The sequence below is a fragment of the Chitinimonas naiadis genome (assembly GCF_054780835.1).
Genome location: NZ_BAAGVO010000001.1, coordinates 29,945 through 55,887, shown reverse-complemented (window position 1 = coordinate 55,887; position 25,943 = coordinate 29,945). Strand labels below are relative to the sequence as shown.

20 protein-coding genes are annotated in these 25,943 nt (G+C 62.5%); 9 read left to right on the top strand and 11 right to left on the bottom strand.

What is annotated here, in order from left to right:
- Nucleotides 1-12: 12 nt before the first annotated feature.
- From ACYVHK_RS00235 to ACYVHK_RS00225, 3 genes are all read right to left on the bottom strand, one after another.
- Nucleotides 13-1,413 (bottom strand): thioredoxin family protein, encoded by a 1,401-nt coding sequence (locus ACYVHK_RS00235; protein ID WP_460526371.1) that lies wholly within the window; start codon nt 1,411-1,413, stop codon nt 13-15.
- Nucleotides 1,414-1,503: 90 nt separating this feature from the next.
- Nucleotides 1,504-2,838: a hypothetical protein gene (locus tag ACYVHK_RS00230; RefSeq protein ID WP_460526369.1), complete on the bottom strand. Its 1,335-nt coding sequence runs from the start codon at nt 2,836-2,838 to the stop codon at nt 1,504-1,506.
- A gap of 197 nt (nt 2,839-3,035) precedes the next feature.
- Nucleotides 3,036-5,855 carry a valine--tRNA ligase gene (locus ACYVHK_RS00225; protein ID WP_460526367.1) on the bottom strand — a complete coding sequence of 940 codons (2,820 nt, stop codon included), beginning with the start codon at nt 5,853-5,855 and terminating at the stop codon, nt 3,036-3,038.
- 142 nt (nt 5,856-5,997) lie between these two features.
- Between ACYVHK_RS00225 and ACYVHK_RS00220 the strand changes: the two genes are divergently transcribed.
- The gene (locus tag ACYVHK_RS00220) at nt 5,998-7,002 is read left to right on the top strand and encodes a FecCD family ABC transporter permease (protein WP_460526365.1); all 1,005 of its coding nucleotides are present in this window, start codon (nt 5,998-6,000) and stop codon (nt 7,000-7,002) included.
- Here the strand turns inward: ACYVHK_RS00220 and ACYVHK_RS00215 are convergent.
- Nucleotides 6,999-8,060 carry a WD40/YVTN/BNR-like repeat-containing protein gene (locus ACYVHK_RS00215; protein WP_460526363.1) on the bottom strand — a complete coding sequence of 354 codons (1,062 nt, stop codon included), beginning with the start codon at nt 8,058-8,060 and terminating at the stop codon, nt 6,999-7,001. The genes ACYVHK_RS00220 and ACYVHK_RS00215 overlap by 4 nt on opposite strands.
- A 1-nt stretch (nt 8,061) precedes the next feature.
- A complete protein-coding gene (locus ACYVHK_RS00210) occupies nt 8,062-8,319 on the bottom strand; it encodes a ubiquitin family protein (protein ID WP_460526361.1) in 258 nt (85 codons plus the stop codon).
- Between the two features lie 131 nt (nt 8,320-8,450).
- Between ACYVHK_RS00210 and ACYVHK_RS00205 the strand changes: the two genes are divergently transcribed.
- The 3 genes from ACYVHK_RS00205 to hemH all read left to right on the top strand — a co-directional run bounded on the left by ACYVHK_RS00205 (nt 8,451) and on the right by hemH (nt 10,984).
- Nucleotides 8,451-8,870 carry a hypothetical protein gene (locus ACYVHK_RS00205; protein WP_460526359.1) on the top strand — a complete coding sequence of 140 codons (420 nt, stop codon included), beginning with the start codon at nt 8,451-8,453 and terminating at the stop codon, nt 8,868-8,870.
- On the top strand, nt 8,867-9,832 hold the full coding sequence (locus ACYVHK_RS00200) for a CapA family protein (protein WP_460526357.1): 966 nt from the start codon (nt 8,867-8,869) through the stop codon (nt 9,830-9,832). Before ACYVHK_RS00205 ends, ACYVHK_RS00200 begins: the two co-directional genes overlap by 4 nt.
- Nucleotides 9,833-9,895: 63 nt before the next feature.
- The gene (hemH, locus tag ACYVHK_RS00195; protein ID WP_460526355.1) at nt 9,896-10,984 is read left to right on the top strand and encodes a ferrochelatase; all 1,089 of its coding nucleotides are present in this window, start codon (nt 9,896-9,898) and stop codon (nt 10,982-10,984) included.
- Between the two features lie 80 nt (nt 10,985-11,064).
- Here hemH and ACYVHK_RS00190 read toward each other — a convergent pair whose 3' ends face one another.
- Together ACYVHK_RS00190 and ACYVHK_RS00185 are read right to left on the bottom strand one after the other, a co-directional pair.
- The gene (locus tag ACYVHK_RS00190) at nt 11,065-11,694 is read right to left on the bottom strand and encodes a LysE family translocator (protein WP_460526353.1); all 630 of its coding nucleotides are present in this window, start codon (nt 11,692-11,694) and stop codon (nt 11,065-11,067) included.
- A 91-nt stretch (nt 11,695-11,785) separates the two neighbouring features.
- A complete protein-coding gene (locus tag ACYVHK_RS00185; protein WP_460526351.1) occupies nt 11,786-13,780 on the bottom strand; it encodes a UvrD-helicase domain-containing protein in 1,995 nt (664 codons plus the stop codon).
- Nucleotides 13,781-14,138: 358 nt separating this feature from the next.
- On the opposite strand from ACYVHK_RS00185, the gene rpmB reads away from it, so the two are divergent.
- From rpmB to ACYVHK_RS00170, 3 genes are all read left to right on the top strand, one after another.
- Nucleotides 14,139-14,372 (top strand): 50S ribosomal protein L28, encoded by a 234-nt coding sequence (gene rpmB, locus ACYVHK_RS00180; RefSeq protein WP_460526349.1) that lies wholly within the window; start codon nt 14,139-14,141, stop codon nt 14,370-14,372.
- Nucleotides 14,373-14,389: 17 nt separating this feature from the next.
- A complete protein-coding gene (gene rpmG, locus ACYVHK_RS00175; protein WP_460526347.1) occupies nt 14,390-14,545 on the top strand; it encodes a 50S ribosomal protein L33 in 156 nt (51 codons plus the stop codon).
- 78 nt (nt 14,546-14,623) lie between these two features.
- A complete protein-coding gene (locus ACYVHK_RS00170; RefSeq protein WP_460526345.1) occupies nt 14,624-15,010 on the top strand; it encodes a sirohydrochlorin chelatase in 387 nt (128 codons plus the stop codon).
- A gap of 2 nt (nt 15,011-15,012) precedes the next feature.
- On the opposite strand, the gene ACYVHK_RS00165 is transcribed toward ACYVHK_RS00170, so the two are convergent.
- The gene (locus ACYVHK_RS00165; RefSeq protein WP_460526343.1) at nt 15,013-15,915 is read right to left on the bottom strand and encodes a LysR family transcriptional regulator; all 903 of its coding nucleotides are present in this window, start codon (nt 15,913-15,915) and stop codon (nt 15,013-15,015) included.
- A gap of 311 nt (nt 15,916-16,226) precedes the next feature.
- Here ACYVHK_RS00165 and ACYVHK_RS00160 point away from each other — a divergent pair, with 311 nt between their 5' ends.
- Nucleotides 16,227-17,909, top strand: coding sequence for an MFS transporter (locus ACYVHK_RS00160; RefSeq protein WP_460526341.1), 1,683 nt, complete (start codon nt 16,227-16,229; stop codon nt 17,907-17,909).
- Nucleotides 17,910-18,071: 162 nt separating this feature from the next.
- The gene (gene acs / locus ACYVHK_RS00155; protein ID WP_460526338.1) at nt 18,072-20,039 is read left to right on the top strand and encodes an acetate--CoA ligase; all 1,968 of its coding nucleotides are present in this window, start codon (nt 18,072-18,074) and stop codon (nt 20,037-20,039) included.
- 73 nt (nt 20,040-20,112) lie between these two features.
- On the opposite strand, the gene ACYVHK_RS00150 is transcribed toward acs, so the two are convergent.
- The 3 genes from ACYVHK_RS00150 to rpsO form a co-directional block, all read right to left on the bottom strand.
- The gene (locus tag ACYVHK_RS00150) at nt 20,113-22,974 is read right to left on the bottom strand and encodes an EAL domain-containing protein (RefSeq protein WP_460526336.1); all 2,862 of its coding nucleotides are present in this window, start codon (nt 22,972-22,974) and stop codon (nt 20,113-20,115) included.
- 180 nt (nt 22,975-23,154) lie between these two features.
- Entirely contained in the window at nt 23,155-25,284 is a 2,130-nt protein-coding gene (gene pnp / locus ACYVHK_RS00145) for a polyribonucleotide nucleotidyltransferase (protein WP_460526333.1), read from the bottom strand.
- A 298-nt stretch (nt 25,285-25,582) separates the two neighbouring features.
- Nucleotides 25,583-25,852: a 30S ribosomal protein S15 gene (gene rpsO, locus ACYVHK_RS00140; RefSeq protein ID WP_460526331.1), complete on the bottom strand. Its 270-nt coding sequence runs from the start codon at nt 25,850-25,852 to the stop codon at nt 25,583-25,585.
- Nucleotides 25,853-25,943 lie beyond the last annotated feature (91 nt).

Below are 25,943 nucleotides of genomic sequence, written 5' to 3'. Positions count from 1 at the left end.
CCACAGCGGGCCTCAGCGCAGCTTGACCAGCCGCTTGTCCACCCAGCCCTCTCCCTGATCGCTATCCACTTTCAACCTGCCGGCCTGTTCGACTCCCATGAACACCAGGCCATCTAGGCGGCTCAGGAGGGCCAGCACCTTGGCATCATCGGCAGCCCCCTGGTAGAGCTTGATATTGTCGATCTTGCCCACCAGCTCCGCGCCGTCGGCATAGGGCTGCGCAAGCGGCAACACTGCCAGTAACCCGGCTGGCAGCGAGGGCAATGCGACGGCGGGTACGGCGGGACGGACGGCGGGCGGCGTAACCGGCATCGGCGCGGCCTGCATCCAGAGCGTACCGGCGAACAGCTTCTGCGCCAGAACCGTCCAGGACCACTCCCCGGCGACACGCTGCGTCAGCTTGCCGTCGATCATGAGCAGCGCGGTCGGTACGCCCTTGATCTCGAACCGCTGTGCCAGCGGATCCGACCCAAAGCCACCGTAGGGCTCCCAGTGCGCCATGACAAATTGCACCTGTCCGCCATATTGCGCGGCGAGCGCCTGATAGCTGGCATTACCGCGCACGCAGTAACCGCAGTTCGGGTCGAAGGAACTGAACAGCAAGACCAGCGGCCCACGAGACCGTTCAAGCAATGCCGGCACCTCGGCGCTGCGAACGAAACGGATGCTGCCTTCGATAACCTGGGCGGCTTCCGCCGCCACTGCGACCCGCTCCAACCTGCGCCCCATCGGATGAGCTTGCTGCAGCTTGGCAAACAGGCTGGTATCCAACATGCGCCCCTTGGCCACATACAGATCGACGACAGCCTCACCCTCCCGCAGTTGCTTGGTACCCAGCAGGACGATGCCGTTCGCCTTGTTGCTATAGATCGTGTAGCGGATATCGAGCGTGTCCGACGAGGCCCGGAAGATGAACCCTGTATTCAGGCTCGCCTGCATCACCGGAAAATACTCCTCCAGTGGGCGTGGCGTGCCGACGCCCTCTCCCTTATTGCACTGCAAGTCGCAATCGTAGCTGTGGATCAGCTCGAACCCTCGCTCGGCCAGCACGCGCTCGTAGTGTTGACGTATGCGTGCCGCATCGCCGCGGGGGTAGCTAGCGCGCTGGTACCAGCTTTCCCCTTCGAACGGAACCATGAAGTCGGCCGTCCAGCCCAGCTTGGGATGCTGATAGACCGTGGAAATGGGGATACGCGTCTTGAGCCTGGGTTCCCGGGTCACCTGGCCACCACCCAGCAGGCCGGACGCGTAAGTCGTTCCGGGGAAGAGCGGCAAGTCGAACAGCGCAACCGACCCATAGCTGTTGGTGCGCGCGGCCTGTTCAGTACTGGTGATGCTCGCGCCATCGGCAAGCAGCACCAGACTGGCGACCGCCAGTAATAACGACCAGATACGACGAGATTGCTTCGTCATGATGGTTTTTCCCGCCTCGCGGCCGTCATTGCGGCCTATTTATTGTTTTGCGCGCCGGCACGGCCTAGCACCGCCATGCCGGCGTACCCGTCAGGGCAGCTTGACCAGGCGCTTGTCGACCCAGCCATCGCCTTGTGCGGTTGTGACCTGCAGATAGCCACCCGTTTCGGCACCCATGTAGACCAGGCCATCGGCACTCCCCAGCATCGCCACCACCTTGCCATCCGCTGAGGGGGAAGCGAGCAGCTTGGCACTCTTGAGCTTCAGTACCAGCTCAGCACCATCCTGAAATGCGCTGGCAGAGGGTTTGGCCGAGGCCAGGGCAGCGCTCACGCCGGCCACGGCCGCCTGGGCACCTTCAACCTTGGCGGAAATCGGCCGGACTTGCCGACTGTCCACCCAGACGTCCCCCTTGGGCGTGCCGACCAGCACAAAGCCATTGCGCGAGTTCGCCCTGTACACCATGGCATCGGTCGACTTGAGCTTGCCGGCGCTGGGCAGGTTGCCGACAGCATCAGCGTAGTATTCAACCGCGGGCAGATTCAGGAAATCGGTCTTGGTCAATTTCAGACCAGCCGGCATACGGTCCCATTGCCAGCCATATTTGCCAAACCAGTCGGCAGGACCGTCCCAGTCTGCCGGCGGACGGGCATTACCGCCCGTACCGTTGGCTGCAGCAGTCGTAGCCGTGCCGGTCGATGCAGACGTAGGTACGGCCGCCTGTTGGGGCGAGGTCAGCCGGGTCCAGGCACTCAGATCCAACACCCTGCCATCCACCACCTTCACGAAGGAGGTGAACTGGTTCAGATGGCTACCCACACCCACCAGCACCATGCTGCCCGGCTTGTAGGCGGCGATATAGCCCGGCCGGGACGGCAGGTAGTTGTTATCGATACGGCGCGAGGCATCCGTCACCGTCGCCCAGCTATAACCGGATTCCAGCGCACGGCAGGGCATGGCGCAAACGGTCAGCATCTCGAAACCCTGCGCCGTCAGCCAGGCCTGGTAGTGGCGCAGGATCAGTGCAGGGCTGTCATCCGTGCGGTGCTCGTATTGCAGCATCGTAACTCGCCCTTCGACCTGCGCGGTATAGGGCGCCAGATAACCATCCGGGCCGTTGATCGGCACCACCAGCGGGATATAGACCGAATCGAATGGGTTATCGATGCGCTTCTTCAGATCCGCTTTGGGATAGGCATCCAGCCCCATAGGCAGCTGGTAGCTCGCGCCAGAATTCGCCGGAGTACGCTGGCCGGTCTGCGGGTTGGCACCCACCGGTGCGCCGGTCGATTGCACTGCATCGGACGCCTTCTTGATCGTATCTGTCACCTTGCCCAGACTATCGAGCAGACCCGCCATGGCAGGCTGGCCCAACGTACCCAGCAACACGGCAGTAGCGCATGATTTGATCAGTTTGTTTTTCACTACGATTCCTCCTCTAATAATGACGGCTCGCAGGCAGTAACCCGCAGACAGGCCGGGATTCTGCATGCAAGCGCCCGTCTATGACATGCAAATACTCACACCTTCAAGCTTGGCCGGATGCACTATGGCCGCCCATGAAAAAGCCCAGCGTCGTCAAACGCTGGGCTTTTTCACACTAGCCATCCATTGTGGCTCGATCAGCCTTCCAGCTTCAGCAACTGCGCCTTGAGCTTCTCGACCGTCTCGCTGAAGCCGGCCAGACGCGCCCGCTCCTGTTCGACTACGGCGGCGGGCGCCTTGTCGGCAAACGCCGGGTTGGCCAGTTTGGCGGTCGCCTTGACGATCTCGCCTTCCAGCCGCGCCACTTCCTTGCCGACGCGAATCTTCTCGGCCGCCTTGTCGATCTCGACCTTGAGCATCAGCCGCGTACCGCCGACCACCTGCACCGGTGCGTCATCGGCCGGCAGCTGCGCTACCACCGCGACCTCAGCCAGACGGCCCAGCAACTGAAGGTAAGGACAGAACTCGGCCAACTCGTTTTCGGCACCTTCGATGAACAGCGGTACCCGTTGCGACGGGGCCAGATTCATCTCGGAGCGCAGGGTCCGCACCGCCATGGTCAGCGCGCGGAAATCGCCCATGCGGGCGACCGCGTCAGCCTGGATCTTCTCCGGCTGGGCAACCGGCCACTGGGCCAAGCTGATCGATTCGGCCTTCCTGGCGTTGGCCAGCGGGGCCACGGTCTGCCACAGTTCTTCGGTAATGAACGGAATAATGGGGTGGGCCAGCCGCAGCGCCACTTCCAGCACGCGCACCAGGGTCCGGCGGGTGGCACGTTGCTGTGCCTCGTTGCCGTTCTGGATCTGGACCTTGGCCAGCTCCACGTACCAGTCGCAATACTCGTTCCAGACAAACTCGTAGATCGCCTGGGCGGCGAGGTCAAAGCGGTAGGTATCTAGCGCCTCGGTCACCGCGATCTCGGTCTTCTGCAGTTCGCTGATGATCCACTGGTCGACGAAGCTGAACTCGAGCGGCAGCGACTCATCCTGGCCGCAATCCTTGTCCTCGACGTTCATCAGCACGAAGCGCGTGGCATTCCACAGCTTGTTGCAGAAGTTGCGATAGCCTTCGGCCCGCTTGAAGTCGAAGTTCACATTGCGGCCCAGCGTGGCATAGCTCGCCATGGTGAAGCGCAATGCGTCGGTGCCGTAGGCGGGGATGCCCTCAGGGAACAGCTTCTCGGTCGCCTTGGCGATCTGCGGCGCCTTCTCGGGGCGACGCAGGCCGGTGGTGCGCTTGCCCACCAGTTCCGGTAGCGCGATGCCATCGATCAGGTCGACCGGGTCGATGACGTTGCCTTCCGACTTCGACATCTTCTTGCCTTCATGGTCGCGCACGATGCCGTGGATGTAGACATCCTTGAACGGCACCTTGCCCATGAAGTGGGTCGTCATCATGATCATCCGGGCAACCCAGAAGAAGATGATCTCGTAGCCGGTCACCAGCACGCTGGACGGCACGAAGGCCTTCAGTTCCGGCGTCTCGTTCGGCCAGCCCAGTGTGCTGAACGGCACCAGCGCCGAGCTGAACCAGGTATCGAGCACGTCATCGTCACGGCGCAGCACCTTGCCACCGGCCTGACGGGCGGCATCGGCCTCGTTGCGGGCGACGTAGACGTTGCCCTGCTCGTCGTACCAGGCAGGGATCTGATGCCCCCACCACAGCTGGCGGCTGATACACCAGTCCTGGATGTTCTTCATCCACTGGTTGTAGGTATTGACCCAGTTCTCGGGCACGAAACGGACCTGGCCGCTCTCGACCGCCTCGATCGACTTCTCGGCGATGGTCTTGCCGGTCGGGTCGCCTTCACCCACGCGACTCATGGCCATGAACCACTGGTCGGTCAGCATGGGTTCCAGTACCGAACCGGTGCGGTCGCCGCGCGGCGTCATCAGCTTGTGCGGTTTCACAGATTCCAGCAGCCCTTGCGCTTCCAGATCCGCCACGATGGCCTTGCGGGCCTCCTTGACGCTGAGGTTGGCATAGCCGGCCGGGATGGGCAGCGTACCCTGTGCCGTGCCATCGATGCCGAACACCTGTGCTTCGGGCAGGATGGTGGCCTTCAGGCTCATGACGTTGATCAGCTGGGTGTTGTGCCGCTTGCCCACCTGATAGTCATTGAAGTCATGCGCCGGGGTGACCTTGACCACGCCGGTACCGAATTCCTTCTCCACGTAGCTGTCGGCGATCACCGGGATCTCGCGCCCGGTCAGCGGCAGCCGGACCAGCTTGCCGATCAGGCCGATATAACGCTCATCCTCGGGGTGCACCATCAGCGCCACGTCGCCCAGCATGGTTTCCGGGCGGGTCGTCGCCACGGTCAGATGGCCGCTGCCATCGACCAGCGGATACTGGATATGCCACAGGCTACCGTCTTCCTCGACGTTCTCGACCTCCAGGTCCGACACCGAGGTACCCAGCACCGGGTCCCAGTTCACCAGCCGCTTGCCGCGATAGATCAGGCCTTGCTCGAACAAGCGGACGAACACCTCGGTCACGGTCTCGGAACGGACCGAATCCATGGTGAAGTATTCACGGTCCCAATCCACCGAGCAGCCCATGCGGCGCATCTGGCTAGTGATGGTGCCGCCGGACTTGTCCTTCCACTCCCAGACCTTGCTGATGAAGGCTTCGCGCCCCAGGTCATGGCGGCTGACCTTCTGCTCGGCCAGTTGACGCTCCACCACGATCTGGGTGGCAATACCGGCATGGTCGGTGCCCGGCACCCACAGAGTGTTATGGCCCTTCATGCGGTAGTAGCGGGTCAGGCCATCCATGATGGTCTGGTTGAACGCATGCCCCATATGCAGGGTGCCGGTGATATTGGGCGGCGGCAGCTGGATGCTGAAGGATGGTGCCGACGTATCCATGCTGGGCTTGAAGTAGCCAGCCGATTCCCATTGTTGGTACCAGCGGCGCTCAATGTCACCGGGTTCGAAGCTCTTGGCGAGTTCCATGATGCAAATCTGTGAGTGTTTCGGAAGCTGCGGATTATACGAGCAAAATACCGCCGCCACGGAAACCGCAGAAATCGCCGGCCCGCCCCGGATAGGCAAGGCAAGTCCGCCAGCCGCCGGGGATTCGCTTACCATGCGGTTTATGTCCCGTTTACCGCTGCCACAACGTCACCTGCCCAACGCCCTCGGTCTCGGCGTGTTGCTGCTGCTCATCCTGGCGCTGATGGCCGCCAGCAGCGGCGCGGTACAGATCCCGTTTTGGCAGATACCCGGTCTCTTGCTGGCCGAGCCGCAGGAGGGCGCGCAGCAGATGTGGCGCAGCGTGCTGCTGGACGTACGCCTGCCCCGCATCCTGCTGGCGCTGCTGTGTGGCGCGGCACTGGCGCAGGCCGGCTGTGCATTGCAGGCCATCTTCCGCAACCCGCTAGCGGAACCCGGCCTGATCGGTGCCTCGGCCGGTGCCGCCCTGGGTGGCGCGCTGGCGCGCTTCATCCTGCCCAGCCTGGCCCTGGCACCGGCCGCCTTTGCCGGCAGCCTGGCGGCCACCTGGCTGGCCTGGTCCATCGGCCGCGGCCAGGATGCTGCCCGCCTGCTGTTGGCCGGCGTGGCCATCAATGCCCTGGCCGGCGGCGGCCTCGCCCTGTTGAGCCACCTGGCCGATGACGCCGCCCTGCGCGGCACCACCCTGTGGTCACTTGGCAGCCTGGCAGGTGCGAGCTGGTCCATGCTGGCCTGGCTGCTGCCGGCCCTGCTGCTTTGCGGTGGTCTGCTGTGGCGCGAATGGCGGGCGCTGGATGCCCTTCTACTGGGCGAGCGCGAAGCCTGGCACCTCGGATTCGAGCTGACCAGCCTGCGGCAGCGTCTGGTGGCCCTGACGGCCCTGACCGTGGCGCTAACCGTTGCGGCCTGCGGCCCGCTGGCCTTTGTCGGCCTCCTGGCCCCGCACCTGGCCCGGCTGATCGTCGGTCCCGGTCACCGCACGCTGCTGGCCGGGGCTGCGCTCGTCGGCGCGGCGAGCCTGCTGGGCGCCGACTGGCTGGCACGCATTGCGGTGCTGCCTTCCGAGCTGCCGATCGGCGCCGTATTGAGTGTGGTCGGCGCCCCGTTTTTCCTGTTTCTGCTGGTCAAGACGCGCCGAGCCACCTAGTTCGTTAGCTGTAAGCAATACACCGGCGGCAACTCGGCCGAGATCCGCAGCCAGTCCTCGCCGGCATTGTCGCTGCACCAGAGCGAACCGGTGGTTGACGCCATCACCAGGCGCTCCCCGCGCTCATCCACCGCCAAGGCGTGCCGATAGATCAGGTGGAACGCCGGCGCCGGTGGCAGGCCGCGCTGCAGCTTCTCGAAGTGCTTGCCGCCATCCCGGGTCCGCAGCACATAGAAGTCCCCATCATGCGGCACCCGGACCTGATCCACCTCAGCCGGCACGAACCAGGCGGTATCCGGGTCCTGCGGGTGAGCCGCCACCGCAAAGCCGAAGCTCGACAGCGACGGGCCTGCGGCGATCTCCTGCCAATGCTGCAAGTCGTCCTGGCTGCGGAACTCGCCATTGTGGTGCTGGCACCAGAACACCTCGGGCCGTGCCTGGCACTGCGCAATCCGGTGCGGGTCCTGGACGTCCGAGTCATCCTTGCCCTCGGGCGGCATATAGGCCGCCCACATGCCCTGGGTATGCTTGTCCCAGCTCTGGCCGCCATCCAGCGTGCGCCACACACCACCGCAGGACACGCCCAGGACGACGACGTCCGGGTTGCGCGGATCGATCAGGATGGAATGGATGCCCGCGTCGTCGAAGCCACCACCGAACCACTTCTGCCGCTCCGGCCGCTGCCACAGCGACTCGACCAGTTGCCAGCCGCGCCCTTCATCTTCGGACCGGAACAACCCCGCCGGGATGCAGCCGGCCCACAGCACGCCATTGCTGCCGGCCGCCAGCGTCCACACCTGGTCCAGCGGCTTGTCGGTCGACGCCGACGGTAGCGCCGGCACGGCCAGCTCCACCCAGTTGGCGCCGCCATCGTCGCTCGCATGCAGCTTGGGACCGAAATGTCCCTCGCGCAGTGCCACATACCAGCGCGATCCCTGCGCCAGCACGGCGCTGACCTGTACGCCGACAAAATGATGGCCCGCCAGTTGCCAGTCCGCTGCACCGCGGCGAAAGTGCAACAGACCCTTGCGGGAACCGACCAACACGCTGTTCTGCATCTCAACCTCCTGACAAAGCCTGCATCACATGGATCTCCGCATCTGCGCGCAGCGGCAGGTCCAGCCCGTCGCGGCGCAATTCGCCGTCGATGAACAGCGCCACGTGCTTGCGCAGGTTGCCATGCTCGTCGAGCACATAGCCGCGCAGTTGCGGATAGTCGGCAAACACCTGCTCCAGCGCAGCACGAGCCGAGGCGGCGTGCGTCATCACCGCAGCCTGCGGTGCATGACGACGCAGATGATGGGTAAAGCTCAACATGGGCATGCCGCCGTTATAGCCGATGCACCGCACCCCCGATAAGCCAACCCGAACAAACGGTCGACAAGCCAGCCGGCGAGCACGCAATCGCCCATAATGACGGCCTCGTCTTTCCGAGCCATCGCGACGCCATGCCTACCAAGCCCAGCCTGCTCGTCCTTGCCTTGCTCCTCGCCGCCGGCACCGCCCGGGCCGCCGAGACCGTCAATTGCCATGTCAGCTACGGCGGCGAGGTCCGCCTGCTGCAGGCGGAACCCGTCGATACGCCCTATCCGCTGCCTGCCACGGCCATCGGCTCCTATTTCCTGTTCCGGCCTGTCTTCGAACGCAGCCCCACCGCCCAGGCGGCCATCAAGCTCTATACCTATGCCGACCGGGACGAAGGCGCAGTGCCGATCCACCAGGCAAGCTTCCCCTACCCCTTGCGGCAGGCACCCGGCCGCTATGGCTTTACCGGACTGCAGACGGTCTATGAACCCATGCGCGATGGCGAGCTGCAGTACTGGTGCGAACTCACGGGTCAACCCGCCAAACGGAGCAAGAAGCCATGAAACGCCACCTGCTGCTCCTGCCCTTACTCTGCCTGCTGGGCCAGGCGGCCCAGGCCGATACCGTCCGACTGCTGTTTGCCGGCGACCTGATGCTGGACGACGGCCCCGGCCACACCATTGCCGCCGGCGGTGACCCGCTGGCGCATTTCGCCGCACAATTGCAGGACGCCGACTACCGCATTGGCAACCTTGAATGCCCGGTCGCCACGACGGGCAAGGCGCTCGACAACAAGATCTATACCTTCCGCGCCAAACCGGCGGTGCTGGATATCCTCAAGGGCCGTTTCGATGCCGTGGCGGTCGCCAACAATCATTCCGGTGACTATGGCAAGGAAGCCTTCCTGGAAACGCTGACCCATCTGGATCGGGCCGGCCTTGCCCACTTCGGCGGCGGCCGCAACCTGACCGAGGCCCACAAGCCGCTCTGGCTGGAACGCAAGGGGCTGCGTATCGCCCTGCTGTCCTACAACGAATTCAAGCCCCGCTCCTTCGAGGCCGGCGCCAGTCAACCCGGCATCGCCTGGAGCGAAGACAGCCACGTGGTGCGCGACATCCAGGCCGCCCGTGCCGCCGGCGCCGACCTGGTCATCCCCTTCATGCACTGGGGCTGGGAGCGCGAGCCCGAGCCTTCCGGGCGACAACGCCAACTGGCCCGGCTGATGATCGACGCCGGCGCCGATGCCGTCGTCGGCGGCCATCCGCATGTGACCCAGGGCGCGGATCTCTACCGTGGCAAGCCCATCATCTGGAGCCTCGGCAACTTCGTGTTCGACGGCTTTGGCGAAGGTCCCGCCCGGCTGGGCTGGCTGCTACGCCTGAATCTCGACAAGCAGGGGGTAGTCAGCTGGGATACCCTGGCCGCGCAAATGGACGAGGACGGCACCCCGAGCCCGGTACCTGGCGCCAGCACGCCCTGCGGTCAACGCGGCCAGACTACCGTCAGCCTTTGCCGGAACCCCTGAACTGCATCGCGCTATCATGCGGCCGATTCCACCCTCTATATAGACATCCACCCAGATCACACCATGGCCTACCTGCCCGAACCCGCCTTCCGTCATGACCAGGTGCAACGCACCGGCATCCTGCTGATCAACCTCGGCACGCCGGAAGCCCCCACTGCCAAGGCGGTACGCCCCTACCTCAAGCAGTTCCTGTCGGACCCGCGCGTGGTGGAAATCCCCCGCCTGCCCTGGTGGCTGATCCTCAACCTGTTCATCCTCACCACCCGGCCCGCCAAGTCCGCCGCCAAGTACGCCAGCATCTGGACACGCGACGGTTCGCCGCTCGCCATCCACACCCGCGCCCAGGCCAAGCTGCTGCAGGGTTATATGGGCGATGCCGGCCAGCAGGTCGTCGTCGAGTGGGCCATGCGCTACGGCCAGCCCAGCGTGGCCGACAAGTTGCAGGCATTGAAACAGGCCGGTTGCGAGCGGGTACTGGTCGTACCGCTCTATCCGCAATACGCCGCCTCCAGCACCGGCAGCGCCATGGACGCCGTCGCCGATGCGATCAAGACCCTGCGCAACCCGCCCGAGATCCGCTTCATCAAGCACTTTCACGACGCCCCGGCCTATATCGACACGCTGGCGCGGCGGGTAGAGGCGCAATGGGTGCGGCATGGCCGCGGTGATCACCTGCTGATGAGCTTTCACGGTGTGCCGCGCTTCAGTCTCGACAAGGGTGACCCCTACCACTGCGAATGCCACAAGACCGGCCGCCTGTTGGCAGAACGGCTGGGGCTCGGCAAGGATCAGTACACGATCGCCTTCCAGTCCCGCTTTGGCAAAGCCGAGTGGTTGCAGCCCTACACCAGTGCCATCCTGCACAAGCTGGGCAAGAACAAGACCGGCAAGCTGGACGTGATCTGCCCAGGCTTCGTCGCCGATTGCTTGGAAACGCTGGAAGAGATCGCCATCGAGGGCAAAGCCGACTTCATGACGGCCGGCGGCGGCGAATACCGCTATATCCCGGCACTGAATGCCGAACCAGACTGGATAACGGCGCTGGCGAGCATCGTCAACGGACACCTGGGCGGTTGGCTGGAACAGCAGCCGAAGGACGGCGAAGCCACCGCAAGACTGACCCGCGCCAAACTACTGGGCGCGAAAACCTAGGATTGTTCAGCAAAAGTAAGGGACTGGAGCCTCGCGCTGCTTGAAAATGGCCTTTCGGCGATTGCCGCCAGGCCCCTAAACTAGCGACGCGCATCCATCGCCATGCGCACCGCCAACCCGCCCAGCACGCTGGCCATCAGCCAGCGTTGCATCGCGGCAAAGCCCGGACGGCGGGCGAGAAAGTCCGCCACCGTGCCGGCGGCCGTGATCATGCTGCCGTTGACCAGCATGCTGATGCCGATCTGCACCACACCAAAACAAAGCCCCTGCAGCAGCACGTCGCCGCGAGCCGGGTCGATGAACTGCGGCAGCAGCGAGAGATAGATCACGGCGGTCTTGGGGTTGAGCAGATTGGTCAGAAAGCCCATCAGGAACAGCTTGCGCGGGCTATCCACCGTCAGCTCGCGCACCACGAAGGGCGACGCGCCACCCGGCCGGATCGCCTGCCAGGCCATCCACAGCAGGTAGAGCGCGCCGGCAATGCGCAGACCGTCATAGGCCAGCGGCACGTTCATCAGCAGGGCGGTAATCCCCAGCGCGGCACTGAGCATATAGATCAGGAAGCCGACCGCCACCCCGCCCAGCGACAGATAGCCGGCACGACGCCCTTGCGAGACCGAGCGCGACACCAGGTAGAGCATGTTCGGCCCCGGTGTCAGCGACATGGCGAGGGCCACGAGGGCGAATGAGAACAGGGCATGCTGGGTCATGACGGCTCCTTGCGACGAGAGCACCGACCTTAACAAGCCCCCCACCCAGGATAAAGATACAGATGCCGGCAAAATACACCGAACAGCGCCGTCAACTGTCGGTCTTGCCACCCAGCCCCGCCAGCAGGCTGGCCAGCTTGGCCTTGCCCTCCTGCTTGCTGACCACCACATTCTTCTGGCTGGCCAGGCGGCCGCTGATACGGATGTCGTCCTGCGGCAGCTCCAGCAGGAAGCGGCTGGGCTCGACCACCGACCATTCCCCTGCCCGCTTGCGCTTGCCACAGTAGGTAATGGTCAGGCTGCGCTGTGCACGGGTGATGCCCACGTACATCAGCCGGCGCTCTTCCTCGACCATGCCACCGTCGATCGATTGCTGATGGGGCAGAATGCCTTCCTCGCACCCCACCAGGAATACATGGCCGTACTCCAGGCCTTTGGAGGCATGCAGGGTAGAGAGGCGTACCGCGTCCATCTCCTCTTCGCTACGGCCTTCCAGGAGGGTGATCAAGGCAATCTTCTGCGCCATGTCATTGAGCGTGTCGCCATTTTCTTCGGCGCGCTTATCGAACCAGGCCACCAGCTCCAGCACGTTCTTCCACTTGCTCTCGGCCGGCCGCGGTTCGTCGGTCTCATACAGCCAGGTCTCGTACTCGATGGCGGTCAGAATCTCCTTGAGCAGCGAGCCAGCCGGCTCACGGCTGGCGCGGGCGGAGATACGGTTGATAAAACCACCAAAGGTCTGCAGTGCTTCGTACTGCGCAGCCTGGATCAGGGTCTCCAGGCTGGGCAAAAAGACCGCCTCAAACAAGCTGATCTTGTTGTCCGCCGCGAGGCGACCCAACTTTTCCAGGGTGACATTGCCAACCCCGCGCTTGGGCGTGGTGATGGCACGGATAAAGGCCGGGTCGTCATTCTGATTGGCGATCAGGCGCAGATAGCCCAATACATCCTTGATCTCGACCTTGTCGAAAAAGCTCTGCCCACCCGCAATCTGGTAGGGAATTTTGTGGTTACGTAGATGCGCCTCCAGCACCCGGGCCTGATGGTTACCGCGGTACAGGATGGCGTAGTCGGTAAAGCTGGTGCGGTTCTCGAACTTGTGGGCGAGTAAGCGCATGGCCACCATCTCGGCTTCATGCTCGTCGTCCTTCATCTCCACCACACTGATCGGGTCGCCCGTACCCAGCTCACTCCACAGCTGCTTCTCGAACAACTTGGGGTTGTTGCCGATCACCGAGTTGGCAGCCTTGAGGATGCGGCTGGTGGAGCGATAGTTCTGCTCCAGCTTGATGACCTCAAGACGCGGGAAGTCCTCCTTCAATAGGTGCAGGTTCTCCACATTAGCGCCGCGCCAGGCATAGATACTCTGGTCGTCGTCGCCCACCGCGGTGAACTTGCCGTGAAAGCCGGTGAGCTGCTTGATCAAACGATACTGGCAGGTATTGGTGTCCTGGTATTCGTCGATCAGCAGATAGCGCAGCTTGAGCTGCCACTTGGTCAAGATGTCCTTCTCACGCTCGAACAACTCCACCGGTAAGCGGATCAGGTCGTCGAAGTCCACCGCCTGGTAGGCAAACAGCGTGTCCTGATAGGCCCGGTAGACGCGCGCATAGCGCAGTTCGCCATCGCTCTGGGCATCGCGCAGCGCCGCATCCGGACTGACAAAGTCGTTCTTCAGCCGCGAGATCGTGCTGATCGCATTACGGACCTCGTCCTTGTCGGTCGTCTCCAGGATGTCCGAGATGATCTTGCCGGCATCGGCACTATCGAGGATAGAGAATCGCGGCTTGTAGCCCAGCGCTGCATGCTCGGCACGTACCAGTTGCAGGCCCAGCGAGTGGAAGGTCGAAACCGTCAGCCCCTTCAGGCGCGAGGCATCCATCAGATGCCCCACACGCTCCTGCATCTCGCGCGCAGCCTTGTTGGTAAAGGTGATCGCAGCGATATTGCGGGCGTCGTAGCCCGCCTGGTCAATCATGTAGGCGATCTTCTGCGTGATCACCCGGGTCTTGCCTGAGCCTGCACCCGCCAGCACCAGCAGCGGCCCATCAAGATGGACGACCGCGGCACGTTGGGGGGGATTCATTTTATCTAGCATGGCAGGCAGACCAGGGCAGCAAGGCGCGCAACTTTAGCACGACTGCCGCCCTGTCTTTCCGGCCTGACCGCTTTCCGCGCAGGCAGGCGACAAACGTAGTCACAGCCACAGGATCAGGGCCAATGCGCGACCCCGTAACCGTTGCGCCGCCTGAAGCAAACCGCCGGTGACGATCTCTAAGCATCTGGCGCAAAACGAAATACATCGCACAGCGCATTTGACACAGTCCGATCAACTCGCTAACATTCGGCCTCTTTGCGTTTCCACGCGTGTTGTGCATTGCCCTCAAAGGCACGTCACAGCAAGCTTTTCGAAGAATCTTTACAGAATTAGTCGGGAGTCCACTATGGCTCGAGTATGCGTCGTTACCGGCAAGAAGCCGATGGTCGGGAACAATGTTTCCCATGCCAACAACAAAACCAAGCGTCGTTTCCTGCCCAACCTGCAATATCGCAAGTTCTGGGTAGAAAGCGAAAACCGTTGGGTGCGTCTGCGTGTTTCCAACGCTGGCCTGCGCAATATTGATAAGCTCGGCATCGATGTGGTGCTGGCTGACCTTCGCGCCCGTGGCGAACTGTAATCCGGGAGACCTGAATCATGCGTGAAAAGATCAAGCTCGAATCGACCGCTGGTACCGGTCATTTCTACACCACTACCAAGAACAAGCGCACCATGCCGGAAAAGATGGAGATCATGAAGTTTGATCCCGTCGCTCGTAAGCACGTTGCTTACAAGGAAACCAAGCTCAAGTAAGCCGACGCTTGAGTGGTGACGCATACTGCAAATACCCCGCCTGGTGCGGGGTTTTTGTTTTTGCGGCAGGATAGCCCCATGTCTGATAATACCGCCATCATCCTCTTCGCCCACGGCGCCCGTGACCCGCAATGGGCCGAGCCCTTCCAGCAGATCGCCCGCCTGGTTGCGCAGCGCCAGCCTGCCAGCCGCGTAAAGCTGGCCTTTCTGGAACTGATGGCCCCCAACCTTGCCGATTGCGTAGCCGAACTGGCCCGCGATGGCTGCAGCCACATTCTGGTCTGCCCTGTCTTCATGGCGCGTGGCGCGCATCTGCGTCGCGACCTGCCCGCCCTGATCGACACGCTCAGGCTCGAGTATCCGCAACTGGATTTCGAGGTGACCGAAGCGATCGGTGAATCCCCCCAGATGCAGATCGCCATGGCGGACTGGATCGTCACGCGCAACAGCAAGCCGCCCGGCTGAAATCAGGCGGCGTCGGTGCCGATGGCCAACTCCGGCCAGACTTCGCGCAAGACCTCGCACAGCAGGCCAATAAAGGGGTCATCCGCCCGTTCCATCGGGTAGATGAACGACAGCGGCACGCTCACACCGGCATCGCCCCATATCCACAAGCGCCCTTCGCGCTCAGCCACCTCCGCGGCATCCTTGCGCAGCATGCACAGGCCCAGTCCGGCCTCGACACAGACCAGCATGCTCTGCTCCTGATCGATGTCATAGACCTTCTTCGGCGCGATATTGTGCTCGCGCCAGCTTTCCGCATGCAGTTTGGACAAGCTGGAAAACTGGCTGGCACCGACCCAGGGCTGCCGCCCCAGCGTGCGCCAGTCTGCCCCCTGCAACTCCTCACGCCAGGCGAGCGGGGCCGCCACCACGTATGGCAAGTCGGCCAGCGGCAGCAGGTGCACCGTCTGGTAGGGATTGCGGCCAATAAAGAAACCCGCATCAAGCTCCTTCTTGCGCACCTCGTTGAGGATGGTGCCGGAGATACCCTGGAAGGTACTGAGCTGTATCAGCGGATAGCGCTGTCGCATCACCGCTAGCAAGCTACCCAGGCGCAACAGTTCCGGGCTCAGGATGGTGCCCAGCCGCAGCTTGCCGCTGGGCTGCCCCTTCAGGGAACGCGCCTTGTTCAGCATTTCCCGGCTACCCGCCAAAATGCTCTCTGCCTCCGGCAACAGCAGCTTGCCCGCCTCGGTCAAGGTGACACCGGCGGAAGTACGCTCGAACAGGCTGATGCCAGCCTCCTCCTCCAGCGCCTTGATCTGGGCCGTTACCGCCGGCTGGCTCAGATGCAGGATTTCCGCCGCCTGGGTCAGGTGGCCCTGCTGCGCCACGGTCACAAAAGTGCGCAGTTGGTAGATTTCCATCTGTCTCTCCCTCGCTTGTTATATCGGCATTGTGCCGTTTGTCGCGTGGTTTACACCATGCCCGGCATCCGCTTTTTTATCACCCGTCACCTTGGACAATCCGGCTGCAAGCCTTATACAGACTGAATCTACCGCTATGCAGCATTGCTCGGCTGATGCTGGCTATCTAAATTTGCGATTGGATCGCCTTCTCTCGCCGGGCATAGATTGCGGCACAGCATGGCCGGCCTTACCCGGCACACGCACATCATGGCCCAAAGAGGCCACAACCTAGAGGGCATCTGCCCGCCAGAGAAGATGGAGACAATGCAATGACAGATATTGCCAACGCCGCAGGGGGCGTTCAGGCCGCCCCGCGGCCCATGACCAAGGAAGAACGCAAGGTCATCTTCGCGTCCTCCCTAGGCACTGTATTCGAATGGTATGACTTTTACCTGTATGGCTCGCTCGCCGCGATCATTTCCAAGCAGTTCTTCGCGGGCGTGAACGAAACTACCGGCTACATCTTCGCCCTCATGGCATTTGCCGCCGGCTTCGTGGTCCGCCCCTTCGGTGCACTGGTCTTCGGCCGCCTCGGCGACATGATCGGCCGCAAGTACACCTTCCTGGTCACCATCCTGATCATGGGCCTCTCCACCGCGATCGTAGGCCTGCTACCGGGCTACGCCAGTATCGGTGTGGCAGCGCCTATCATCCTGATCGTCCTGCGCCTCCTGCAAGGTCTGGCACTGGGCGGTGAGTACGGTGGTGCCGCAACCTACGTGGCCGAACATGCGCCGCACGGCAAGCGCGGTCTCTACACCAGCTTCATCCAGACGACGGCGACCCTCGGTCTGTTTCTGTCGCTGCTGGTGATCTGGCTGACCCGTAACCAGCTCGGCAAGGAAGTCTTCGAGTCCTGGGGCTGGCGCGTACCGTTCTTGGTCTCCATTCTGCTCCTGATCGTGTCGGTCTATATCCGCATGCAACTGAGCGAATCGCCGGCCTTCAAAAAGATGAAGGAAGAGGGCAAGCACTCCAAGGCACCGCTGACCGAGTCCTTCCTGCGCTGGCCCAACCTCAAGATCGTGCTGCTGTCGCTGTTTGGCGGCACCGCTGGCCAGGCCGTAGTGTGGTACACCGGCCAGTTCTATGCACTGTTCTTCATTACCAAGATTCTTGGGGTGGAACCGGACCGTGCCGACATCCTGATCGCGATCTCATTGGCCATCGCCACGCCGTTCTTCATCATCTTCGGCAGCCTGTCCGACAAGATCGGTCGCAAGAAGATCATCATGGCGGGTTGCCTGATCGCGGCAGTGACCTACTTTCCGATTTTCAAGGCACTGACCCACTACGCCAACCCGGCGCTGGAAGCCGCCGTTGCCAAGTCACCCGTCGTGGTCGTCGCCGATCCCGACAAGTGCGCCCCGCAGTTCGACCCGGTGGGCAAGGCCGCCTTCAAGCAATCCTGTGACCTGATCAAATCCACGCTGGCCAAGAAGGGCATCCCCTACACCAACGAAGCAGCGCCGGCCGGCACTGTCGCTAGCGTGAAGATCGGCGAGACCGTCGTGAACAGCTTCGAAGGGGTCCCGCTGGGCAAGGACGACTTCAAGAAGCAGAACGATGCCTTCACCAAGCAGCTGGGCGACGCCCTCAAGACTGCCGGCTATCCGGCCAAGGCGGATGCGGCAGCCATGAACACCCCGATGGTGATCGCGCTGCTGACCTTGCTGGTGCTGTACGTAACCATGGTCTATGGTCCGATCGCCGCCTGGCTGGTCGAGCTGTTCCCAACCAAGATCCGCTACACCTCGATGTCCCTGCCTTACCATATCGGCAACGGCTGGTTCGGTGGCCTGCTGCCCTCCATCGCCTTCGCGATGGTGGCGGCGACCGGGGATATCTATTACGGTCTCTGGTACCCCATCATCGTCGCCTTGGGCACCTTCGTGATCGGCCTCTTGTTCGCACCAGAGACCAAGGACCGCGACATCTACGCCAACGACTGAGTCAGCAACACGCCCGCACAAGCGGGTCCGGTGCAACCTGCCGGTCTCGCCAGCCTGACAGGAAACGGGAACCTTCGGGTTCCCGTTTCCACGAAGTACCCTCATCAGCCAGGCTGATGACACGTATAGAAACAAGCAATACCCCATAACAAAGGAGCCATCATGTCCACGCTCGATTCCATCCTCAAGGAAACGCGCCTTTTCCCGCCCTCCGACGAGTTCCGCCATCGCGCGACCGTACCGGGCATTGACGCCTACAACGCGCTATGCGAACAGGCTGACGATCACTACCTGTCGTTCTGGGGGGATCTGGCGCGCGAACTGATCAGCTGGAAGAAGCCGTTCTCGCGCGTACTCGATGACTCCAACGCCCCGCTGTTCAAGTGGTTTGACGACGGCGTACTCAACGTCAGCTACAACTGCCTGGATCGCCATCTGGCACAGAACGCCAACAAGATCGCGATCATCTTCGAAGCCGACGACGGCGCCATCACCCGCGTCACCTATGCCGAACTGCATCGTCGCGTCTGCCAGTTTGCCAACGGCTTGAAATCCCTCGGCATCAAGAAGGGTGACCGGGTCGTGGTCTACATGCCCATGAGCATCGAGGCCGTGGTCGCCATGCAGGCCTGCGCCCGCATTGGCGCCATCCACTCGGTGGTTTTCGGTGGTTTCTCGGCCAAATCGGTACAGGAACGCATCATGGATGCCGGCGCTGTCGCCGTGATCACCGCGAACGAAGGCCTGCGCGGCGGCAAGGCCGTGGCACTGAAGTCGGTCATCGATGAAGCCATCTCGCTGGGTGGCTGCGAGTCGATCAAGCAGGTCATCGTCTATCAGCGCACCAACAACGGTGCGGTGCAATGGCAGGAAGGTCGTGACATCTGGTGGCACAAGCTGACCGAGGGCCAGGCCGAGCAGAGCGAACCCGAATGGATGAACGCCGAGGACCCGCTATTCATCCTCTACACCTCCGGTTCGACCGGCAAGCCCAAGGGCATCCAGCACTCGAGCGCCGGATACTTGCTGGGCGCAATCAACTCCTTCCGCTGGGTGTTCGACCACAAGCCCAACGACGTATTCTGGTGTACTGCCGACGTAGGCTGGATCACCGGCCACAGCTACGTCTGTTACGGCCCGCTGGGCAATGCCGCGACCCAGGTCATCTTTGAAGGCGTGCCAACCTATCCCGATGCGCACCGCTTCTGGCAGATGATCGAACGGCACAAGGTCAGCATCTTCTACACCGCCCCGACCGCGATCCGCTCACTGATCAAGCTCGGCGCCGACTTCCCGCAACAGCACGACCTGTCCAGCCTGCGCCTCCTGGGCACGGTGGGCGAGCCGATCAATCCGGAAGCCTGGATCTGGTACCACGAAGTCGTCGGCGGCGGTCGTTGTCCCATCGTCGATACCTGGTGGCAGACCGAGACCGGTTCGGTGATGATCTCGCCCCTGCCCGGCGCCGTCGCCACCAAGCCCGGCTCCTGCACCCTGCCGCTGCCCGGCGTGATGGCCGATATCGTCGATGAATCCGGCGCACCGGTCGAACCCGGCAAGGGCGGCATGCTGGTCATCAAGAAGCCCTTCCCCAGCCTGGTCCGCACCATCTGGGGCGACCCGGAGCGTTTCAAGAAGACCTACTTCCCGGAAGAGTTCAACGGTAAGTACTACCTCGCCGGTGACTCCGCCAACCGCGACGAGCATGGTTACTTCTGGATCATGGGACGGATCGACGACGTACTGAACGTGTCGGGCCACCGCCTCGGCACCATGGAGATCGAGTCGGCACTGGTCGCCAATCCACTGGTAGCCGAAGCCGCAGTGGTCGGCAAACCGCATGAGATCAAGGGCGAGGCCGTGGTGGCCTTCGTGGTGCTCAAGGGCACCCGGCCGGTCGGCGAAGAAGCCAAGAAGGTCGCCGAACAGCTCAAGAGCTGGGTCGCGCATGAAATCGGCAAGATCGCCCAGCCGGACGACATCCGCTTCGGCGACAATCTGCCCAAGACCCGCTCCGGCAAAATCATGCGTCGCCTGCTGCGCTCGATCGCCCGCGGTGAAGAGATTACCCAGGACACCTCAACGCTGGAGAATCCGGCCATCCTGACGCAACTGCAAGAGCCGACCTGAATCGGGCAGATCCCTCACCCATGAAAAAAGCGCCCCAAGGGGCGCTTTTTCTATTCTCCACTCACCGCGGCACCTAATCAGACGCCCCGCTCTCCGCAGGCACCTGCCAGGCTCCCTGCTGCAGACGCTGCACCATATCTTGGCTCGGCAAGGGTCGGCTGACCAGATAACCCTGTACCTCGTCGCAGGCCTCGCGCTTGAGAAAATGCCACTGCTCGGCCGTTTCCACCCCTTCGGCAATCACCTGCAGGCCCAGGTTGCGCGACAGGTTGACGATGGCGCGGGTGATGGCACTGTCGTCGGCATCCCCTGGCACGTCCATCACGAAGGATCGGTCGATCTTGAGCTTGTCCACCTTGAAACGCTTGAGGTAGCTCAGTGAGGAGTAGCCAGTGCCGAAATCGTCAATGGCGAGCTTGAGCCCCAGGCTCTTGAGCGCTGCCAGCGTCGCCACGGTGGCCTCCACGTCCTGCACGATCACGCTCTCAGTCACCTCCAGCGCCAACCAGCGCGCCTCCAGACCCGATTCCCGCAGTATGGTGGTGATGTCCTCGGTCAGGTCGCGGCGGTGGAACTGCATAGCCGACAGGTTGACCGCCACCTCGATCGGCGGCAAACCGGCGTCCTGCCAGGCGCGGTTCTGCCGGCAGGCCTCGCGCAGTACCCAGTGGCCAATGGCGCCAATCAGGCCACGCTCCTCGGCGATGGGGATGAACTGCATCGGACCAAGCAGACCGCGCTCCGGATGCTGCCAACGTATCAGCGCCTCGGCACCGACCAGTCGGCCATCGCGCATATCGACCTGCGGCTGGTAGTGCAGCACGAACTCGTCCCGCTCCAGCGCGCGTCGCAGCTGGTTCTCGACCGCCAGTATTTCGCGCGCTCGTGCATTCATGTCGGCGGTATAGAAGCGGAAAGTATTGCGGCCATTTTCCTTGGCGTGATACATGGCCGCATCGGCGTTGCGCACCAGCGTGTCGTAGTCTTCGCCATCGGTAGGATAGAGTGCGATCCCCAGCGATGGCGTCACCACCAGCTCATGCTCGGCTAGTTCGAACGGCTGGGCCAGCCGCTCCAGCACACGCTGCGCCACGTAGCTGGCGTCGCCGCCATCCTCCAGGTTACGCAACAGGATCACGAACTCGTCACCACCAAGCCGGCCGACCACGTCTCCCGCGCGCAACGCCTCGCTCAGTCGCGCTGCCACTTCCTTCAGCAACTGGTCGCCCACATCGTGGCCGAGCGAGTCGTTGATGGTCTTGAAGTGATCCAGGTCGACGAACAGCAGGGCGCGGTGTTCGTTATGGCGGTGCGCCTCCTGCAGCGACTCCTCGGTCAGCTCGCGGAAATAAGGCCGGTTCGGCAATTCGGTCAGCGCATCGAAACGTGCCAGGTGCAGGATGCGCTCCTGCGCCTTCTTCGCATCGCTGATATCGCGGATCAAGCTCACCACATCGCCGATGCGGCCGGTAACGTCGCGCGCCACATTGACCTGCACCCAGGCGGTGAATATCTCGCCGGACTTGCGCCGGAACGGCACCTCGCCCTGCCAGGCACCATTGTTGATGTACTGCTTGTTGACGCTCTCGTACAGCTCCGCCGGTTGGACCGGGTCGCGCAGTATGCTGCTCGACTGCCCGACGATCTCTTCGGCCGAGTAACCCAGGATATCGGTAAAGGCCCGGTTTACCGAGGTGATGTGATTGTCCGGCGCGATCACCATGATCGCCTCGGCGGTGTTATCGAACACCTTGGCCGCCAGCTCCATGCGTACTGCCGCCGCCTTGCGCTCGGTCAGGTCGCGCAGGATGCGCCAGACGCCGATGGGCTGACCATCCACATCGCGCATCAGCACGCCCTTGGCGCTGACCGGCAACGGCTGGTCGCCTGGCCGTTGCAATTCGATCTCGTACTCGCCGCAATGGCCATCGACCAGCACCCGCTGCTGGATCATGTGGTCGTCGTAGTTGCGCCAGGCCTCGACGATATAGTCGACCAGCGGCTGTCCGGCCAGTACCTCGGCGGGCACACCCAACAGGGAAAGCAGGGCCGGATTGGCGTCCAGCACCACGCCATCCATATCCACGACGCAGATGCCGTCGAGGTTGGAAAGAAACAGCTCACGGTACTTGGCCTCGGAAGCGCGCAAGGCCTCTTCCGTATGCATGCGCTCGATGATGTCCTGCTCGAGCGCGTCGTTCTTGTCGTTCAGCTCGCCGAATAGCCGGTGCAATTCGCTACGGGCCCATTCCAGCTGCCGCCCCAGATCGCCGATCTCGTCATCACGCGTCCAGGCTGGCGGTTGCGGTGCATCGTGATCCGTCAGCGACCTAGCCTGCTCGGTCAGCCGCCGCAAGGGGTCCAGAAAACGCGAGTCCAGCAGCAACAGGATCAGCAGCAGGCTGACCGCAAGCTCCAGGCCAATCAGCAGCACATACTCGCGGACCTGGGCCGCCAGCCGGCGGCGCAACTCGCCATCGTCGAACTCGACAATGACCTTGCCGATATCCTGATCACCAAAATGAACCGGCCGCACCTGTGTACTGACCGCCCCCGAATGCCGCTCAGGTCGCCGCAGCACGATGAAGGGCTCGCCGGGAAAGCTGCCATCCACCCGGATGGAAACGATCCGCACATCCTTCATCGCCGTCTCGACCAGGGGCTGGCCCGCGTTCTGCGACAGATCCCACAAGGGCTGCCGCAATCCCAACGCCAGGGTCTCCAGCACCCGTTCCTGCTCGGCCTTGAACTGCCGAGTCAGCTCCACGCGGCGCCAGTCCAGCATCAGCAGCGTGAACAGCACACCGGGGACCAGCAGCCCAACCGCCACGACCAGGACAAAAACCTGGCGCAGACTGAGTCTGGACAACCAGCGCCGGCTACGCTTGAAGGGCGTGTCCATTGAAATCTTGCCGCTCGATGTTGCGGTATCCATTGAGTCTCCGTGTACGTTTCTGCACCAACGCCCCAAGGGGACGCCGATGAGAACAGCACCTGATGAAAACTGGCCTCTGGCCTTTATCCTTCGAGTATCCGACAGCCGCAATACATAAGCAAAACTGGCATGAAAAAAGCCCGGCAAAGCCGGGCTTTTTCGTCACGCAAGCACGATGGATCAGGCTTCGGCGACCGGAGCAGCCGGTGCAGCTTCATCAGCCAGTGCAGCCTTGATGCTGAGACGGACGCGACCCTTCTCGTCCTGCTCCAGCGCCTTCACGCGAACGATCTGACCTTCCTTCAGGTAGTCGGCCACGTTGTTGACGCGTTCGTTGGCGATCTGGCTGACATGCACCAGGCCGTCACGACCCGGCATGATCTGCACGATGGCACCGACGTTCTTGTCGAGGATCTTGATGACCGGACCTTCGTAGATCTTGCCGATCTCGATTTCGGCAGTGATCTCGGCAATACGACGCTTGGCTTCGTCGGCACCTTCGCTCGATACCGAGGCGATGGTGATGGTGCCGTCGTCCTGGATGTCGATCTGGGTGCCGGTCTCTTCGGTCAATGCACGGATGACCGCGCCGCCCTTGCCGATCACGTCACGGATCTTTTCCGGGTTGATCTTCATCACGTACAGGCGCGGTGCATGCTGCGACACCTCTGCACGAGCATGATCGAGCGAGCCGTTCATGATCTTGAGGATGTGCAGACGGCCTTCCTGCGCCTGGTCCAGCGCAACGCGCATGATTTCCTTGGTGATGCCATCAATCTTGATGTCCATCTGCAAGGCGGTCACGCCGTTCTCAGTACCGGCTACCTTGAAGTCCATGTCGCCCAGGTGATCTTCATCACCCAGGATGTCGGACAGCACGGCAAAGCGGTTGCCTTCCTTGATCAGACCCATGGCGATACCGGCCACGTGCGACTTCAGCGGTACGCCCGCATCCATCAGCGCCAGGCTGCCACCGCAAACCGATGCCATCGACGAGGAACCGTTCGATTCGGTGATTTCCGACACGACGCGCATGGAGTAGCTGAAGTCTTCCTTGCTCGGCAGCACAGCGATCAGCGCGCGCTTGGCCAGGCGACCATGGCCGATTTCGCGGCGCTTCGGCGTGCCGACGCGGCCGGTTTCACCGGTCGAGTACGGAGGGAAGTTGTAATGCAGCATGAAGCGGTCGGTGTACTCGCCCATCAGCGCATCGATCTTCTGCTCGTCAAGCTTGGTACCCAGGGTCGCCACGACCAGACCTTGGGTCTCGCCACGGGTGAACAGGGCCGAGCCGTGGGTACGCGGCAGCACGCCGGTACGCACTTCGATCGGACGCACGGTGCGGGTGTCGCGACCGTCGATACGCGGATAGCCGTCCAGGATCTGGTTACGGACGATCTTGGCTTCCAGACCGTGGAAGATATCCTTGATCTGGTTGGCCAGCGTGGTATCGGTGTCTTCATTGATCAGCGCAGCCTTGACCTTGGCCCAGGTGTCATTGATCTGAACAACGCGCAGCTGCTTTTGCGGGATACGGAAAGCCAGCTTCAGACCTTCGTTGGCCAGTTCGCTGATCTGCGCAACCAGGGCTTCGTCGGTAACCGGGGCTTCCCATTCGGAGACCTCCGGGTTGACCGCATCGGCCAGCTCATTGATGGCGTTGATCGCGGCTTGCATCTGGTCGTGGCCGTAGACTACGGCGCCCAGCATGACGGCTTCGGACAGCTCTTGAGCTTCCGATTCCACCATCAGCACCGCGTTGGCGGTACCGGCAACTACCAAGTCCAGCTGCGACGTAGCCAGTTCGGCCTTGGTCGGGTTCAGCAGGTATTGGCCGTCCTTGTAACCGACGCGGGCAGCACCGATCGGGCCCTGGAACGGCAGGCCGGAGATGGCCAGCGCAGCGGAAGCGCCGATCACGGCAGGGATATCGGGATCGATCTCGGGGTCAACCGACATCACGGTCGCGACGATCTGGATCTCATTGTAGTAAGCGTCCGGGAACAGCGGGCGGATCGGACGATCGATCAGGCGCGAGGTCAGGATTTCCTTTTCGGAAGGACGGCCTTCGCGCTTGAAGAAGCCGCCAGGAATCTTGCCGGCGGCGTACGTACGCTCTTGGTAATCGACGGTCAGCGGGAAAAAGTCCTGACCGGGTTTGACATTCTTGGCACCAACAACGGTAACCAGTACAACGGTGTCATCCATGGACACCAGGACGGCGCCAGAGGCCTGGCGGGCGATTTCGCCGGTTGCCAGGGTAACGGTGTGCTTGCCGTAGGCAAACGATTTGGAGATGCGATTGAACACGCTTTTCTTCCTTTTCAACGGGTCACGCCCAGCGTGAATGACCCTCAGCCTCCGACGCGCTGAGCTCGATCACGGTGGATCGACGTCGGGGTTCCAGCCAACTTGCTAGCCGTCGGATGTGGCCGGAACCACTTCACACCCAACGGATGGTCGGGATACGCCATGCGGCATAGCCCGTCTATGACTGCCAAGCCGGCCAACTGCACGGCAGATGGCGGATCGGCGAAATACAGTGAGGCACAGCAGGCCCCAGATAGCAAAAAGCCGCTGCGGTGAGCAGCGGCTTTTCTTGGAACGCTTACTTACGCAGACCCAGCTTGGCGATCAGTTCGCGATAGCCATCCAGGTTGGTGCGCTTGTAATAGGCCAGCAGCTTGCGGCGCTGGTTCACCATCTTCAGCAGGCCACGACGGCTGTGGTTGTCCTTGGCGTTAGCCTTGAAGTGGGACGTCAGGCCATTGATACGAGCCGTCAACAGTGCAACTTGCACTTCGGTCGAACCAGTGTCGCCGGCGGCGCGCTGGTACTGTTTGACGATCTCTGCTTTTTGTTCGACGGTAACTGCCATGTGTAAAACTCCAGATACTAAAAGCACCCAATGGTGCAGACGAGCAAGGCGAGTCGTTTTTGCAACCCTTCCCGGCTCCCAATAACTACCC

Coding starts and splice junctions, on each gene's coding strand:
- ACYVHK_RS00235 (WP_460526371.1), bottom strand. CDS start 1,413: ATGACGAAGCAATCTCGTCGTATCTGGTCGTTATTACTGGCGGTCGCC.
- ACYVHK_RS00225 (WP_460526367.1), bottom strand. CDS start 5,855: ATGGAACTCGCCAAGAGCTTCGAACCCGGTGACATTGAGCGCCGCTGG.
- ACYVHK_RS00220 (WP_460526365.1), top strand. CDS start 5,998: ATGTCCCGTTTACCGCTGCCACAACGTCACCTGCCCAACGCCCTCGGT.
- ACYVHK_RS00215 (WP_460526363.1), bottom strand. CDS start 8,060: ATGCAGAACAGCGTGTTGGTCGGTTCCCGCAAGGGTCTGTTGCACTTT.
- ACYVHK_RS00210 (WP_460526361.1), bottom strand. CDS start 8,319: ATGTTGAGCTTTACCCATCATCTGCGTCGTCATGCACCGCAGGCTGCG.
- ACYVHK_RS00205 (WP_460526359.1), top strand. CDS start 8,451: ATGCCTACCAAGCCCAGCCTGCTCGTCCTTGCCTTGCTCCTCGCCGCC.
- ACYVHK_RS00200 (WP_460526357.1), top strand. CDS start 8,867: ATGAAACGCCACCTGCTGCTCCTGCCCTTACTCTGCCTGCTGGGCCAG.
- hemH (WP_460526355.1), top strand. CDS start 9,896: ATGGCCTACCTGCCCGAACCCGCCTTCCGTCATGACCAGGTGCAACGC.
- ACYVHK_RS00190 (WP_460526353.1), bottom strand. CDS start 11,694: ATGACCCAGCATGCCCTGTTCTCATTCGCCCTCGTGGCCCTCGCCATG.
- ACYVHK_RS00185 (WP_460526351.1), bottom strand. CDS start 13,780: ATGAATCCCCCCCAACGTGCCGCGGTCGTCCATCTTGATGGGCCGCTG.
- rpmB (WP_460526349.1), top strand. CDS start 14,139: ATGGCTCGAGTATGCGTCGTTACCGGCAAGAAGCCGATGGTCGGGAAC.
- rpmG (WP_460526347.1), top strand. CDS start 14,390: ATGCGTGAAAAGATCAAGCTCGAATCGACCGCTGGTACCGGTCATTTC.
- ACYVHK_RS00170 (WP_460526345.1), top strand. CDS start 14,624: ATGTCTGATAATACCGCCATCATCCTCTTCGCCCACGGCGCCCGTGAC.
- ACYVHK_RS00165 (WP_460526343.1), bottom strand. CDS start 15,915: ATGGAAATCTACCAACTGCGCACTTTTGTGACCGTGGCGCAGCAGGGC.
- ACYVHK_RS00160 (WP_460526341.1), top strand. CDS start 16,227: ATGACAGATATTGCCAACGCCGCAGGGGGCGTTCAGGCCGCCCCGCGG.
- acs (WP_460526338.1), top strand. CDS start 18,072: ATGTCCACGCTCGATTCCATCCTCAAGGAAACGCGCCTTTTCCCGCCC.
- ACYVHK_RS00150 (WP_460526336.1), bottom strand. CDS start 22,974: ATGGATACCGCAACATCGAGCGGCAAGATTTCAATGGACACGCCCTTC.
- rpsO (WP_460526331.1), bottom strand. CDS start 25,852: ATGGCAGTTACCGTCGAACAAAAAGCAGAGATCGTCAAACAGTACCAG.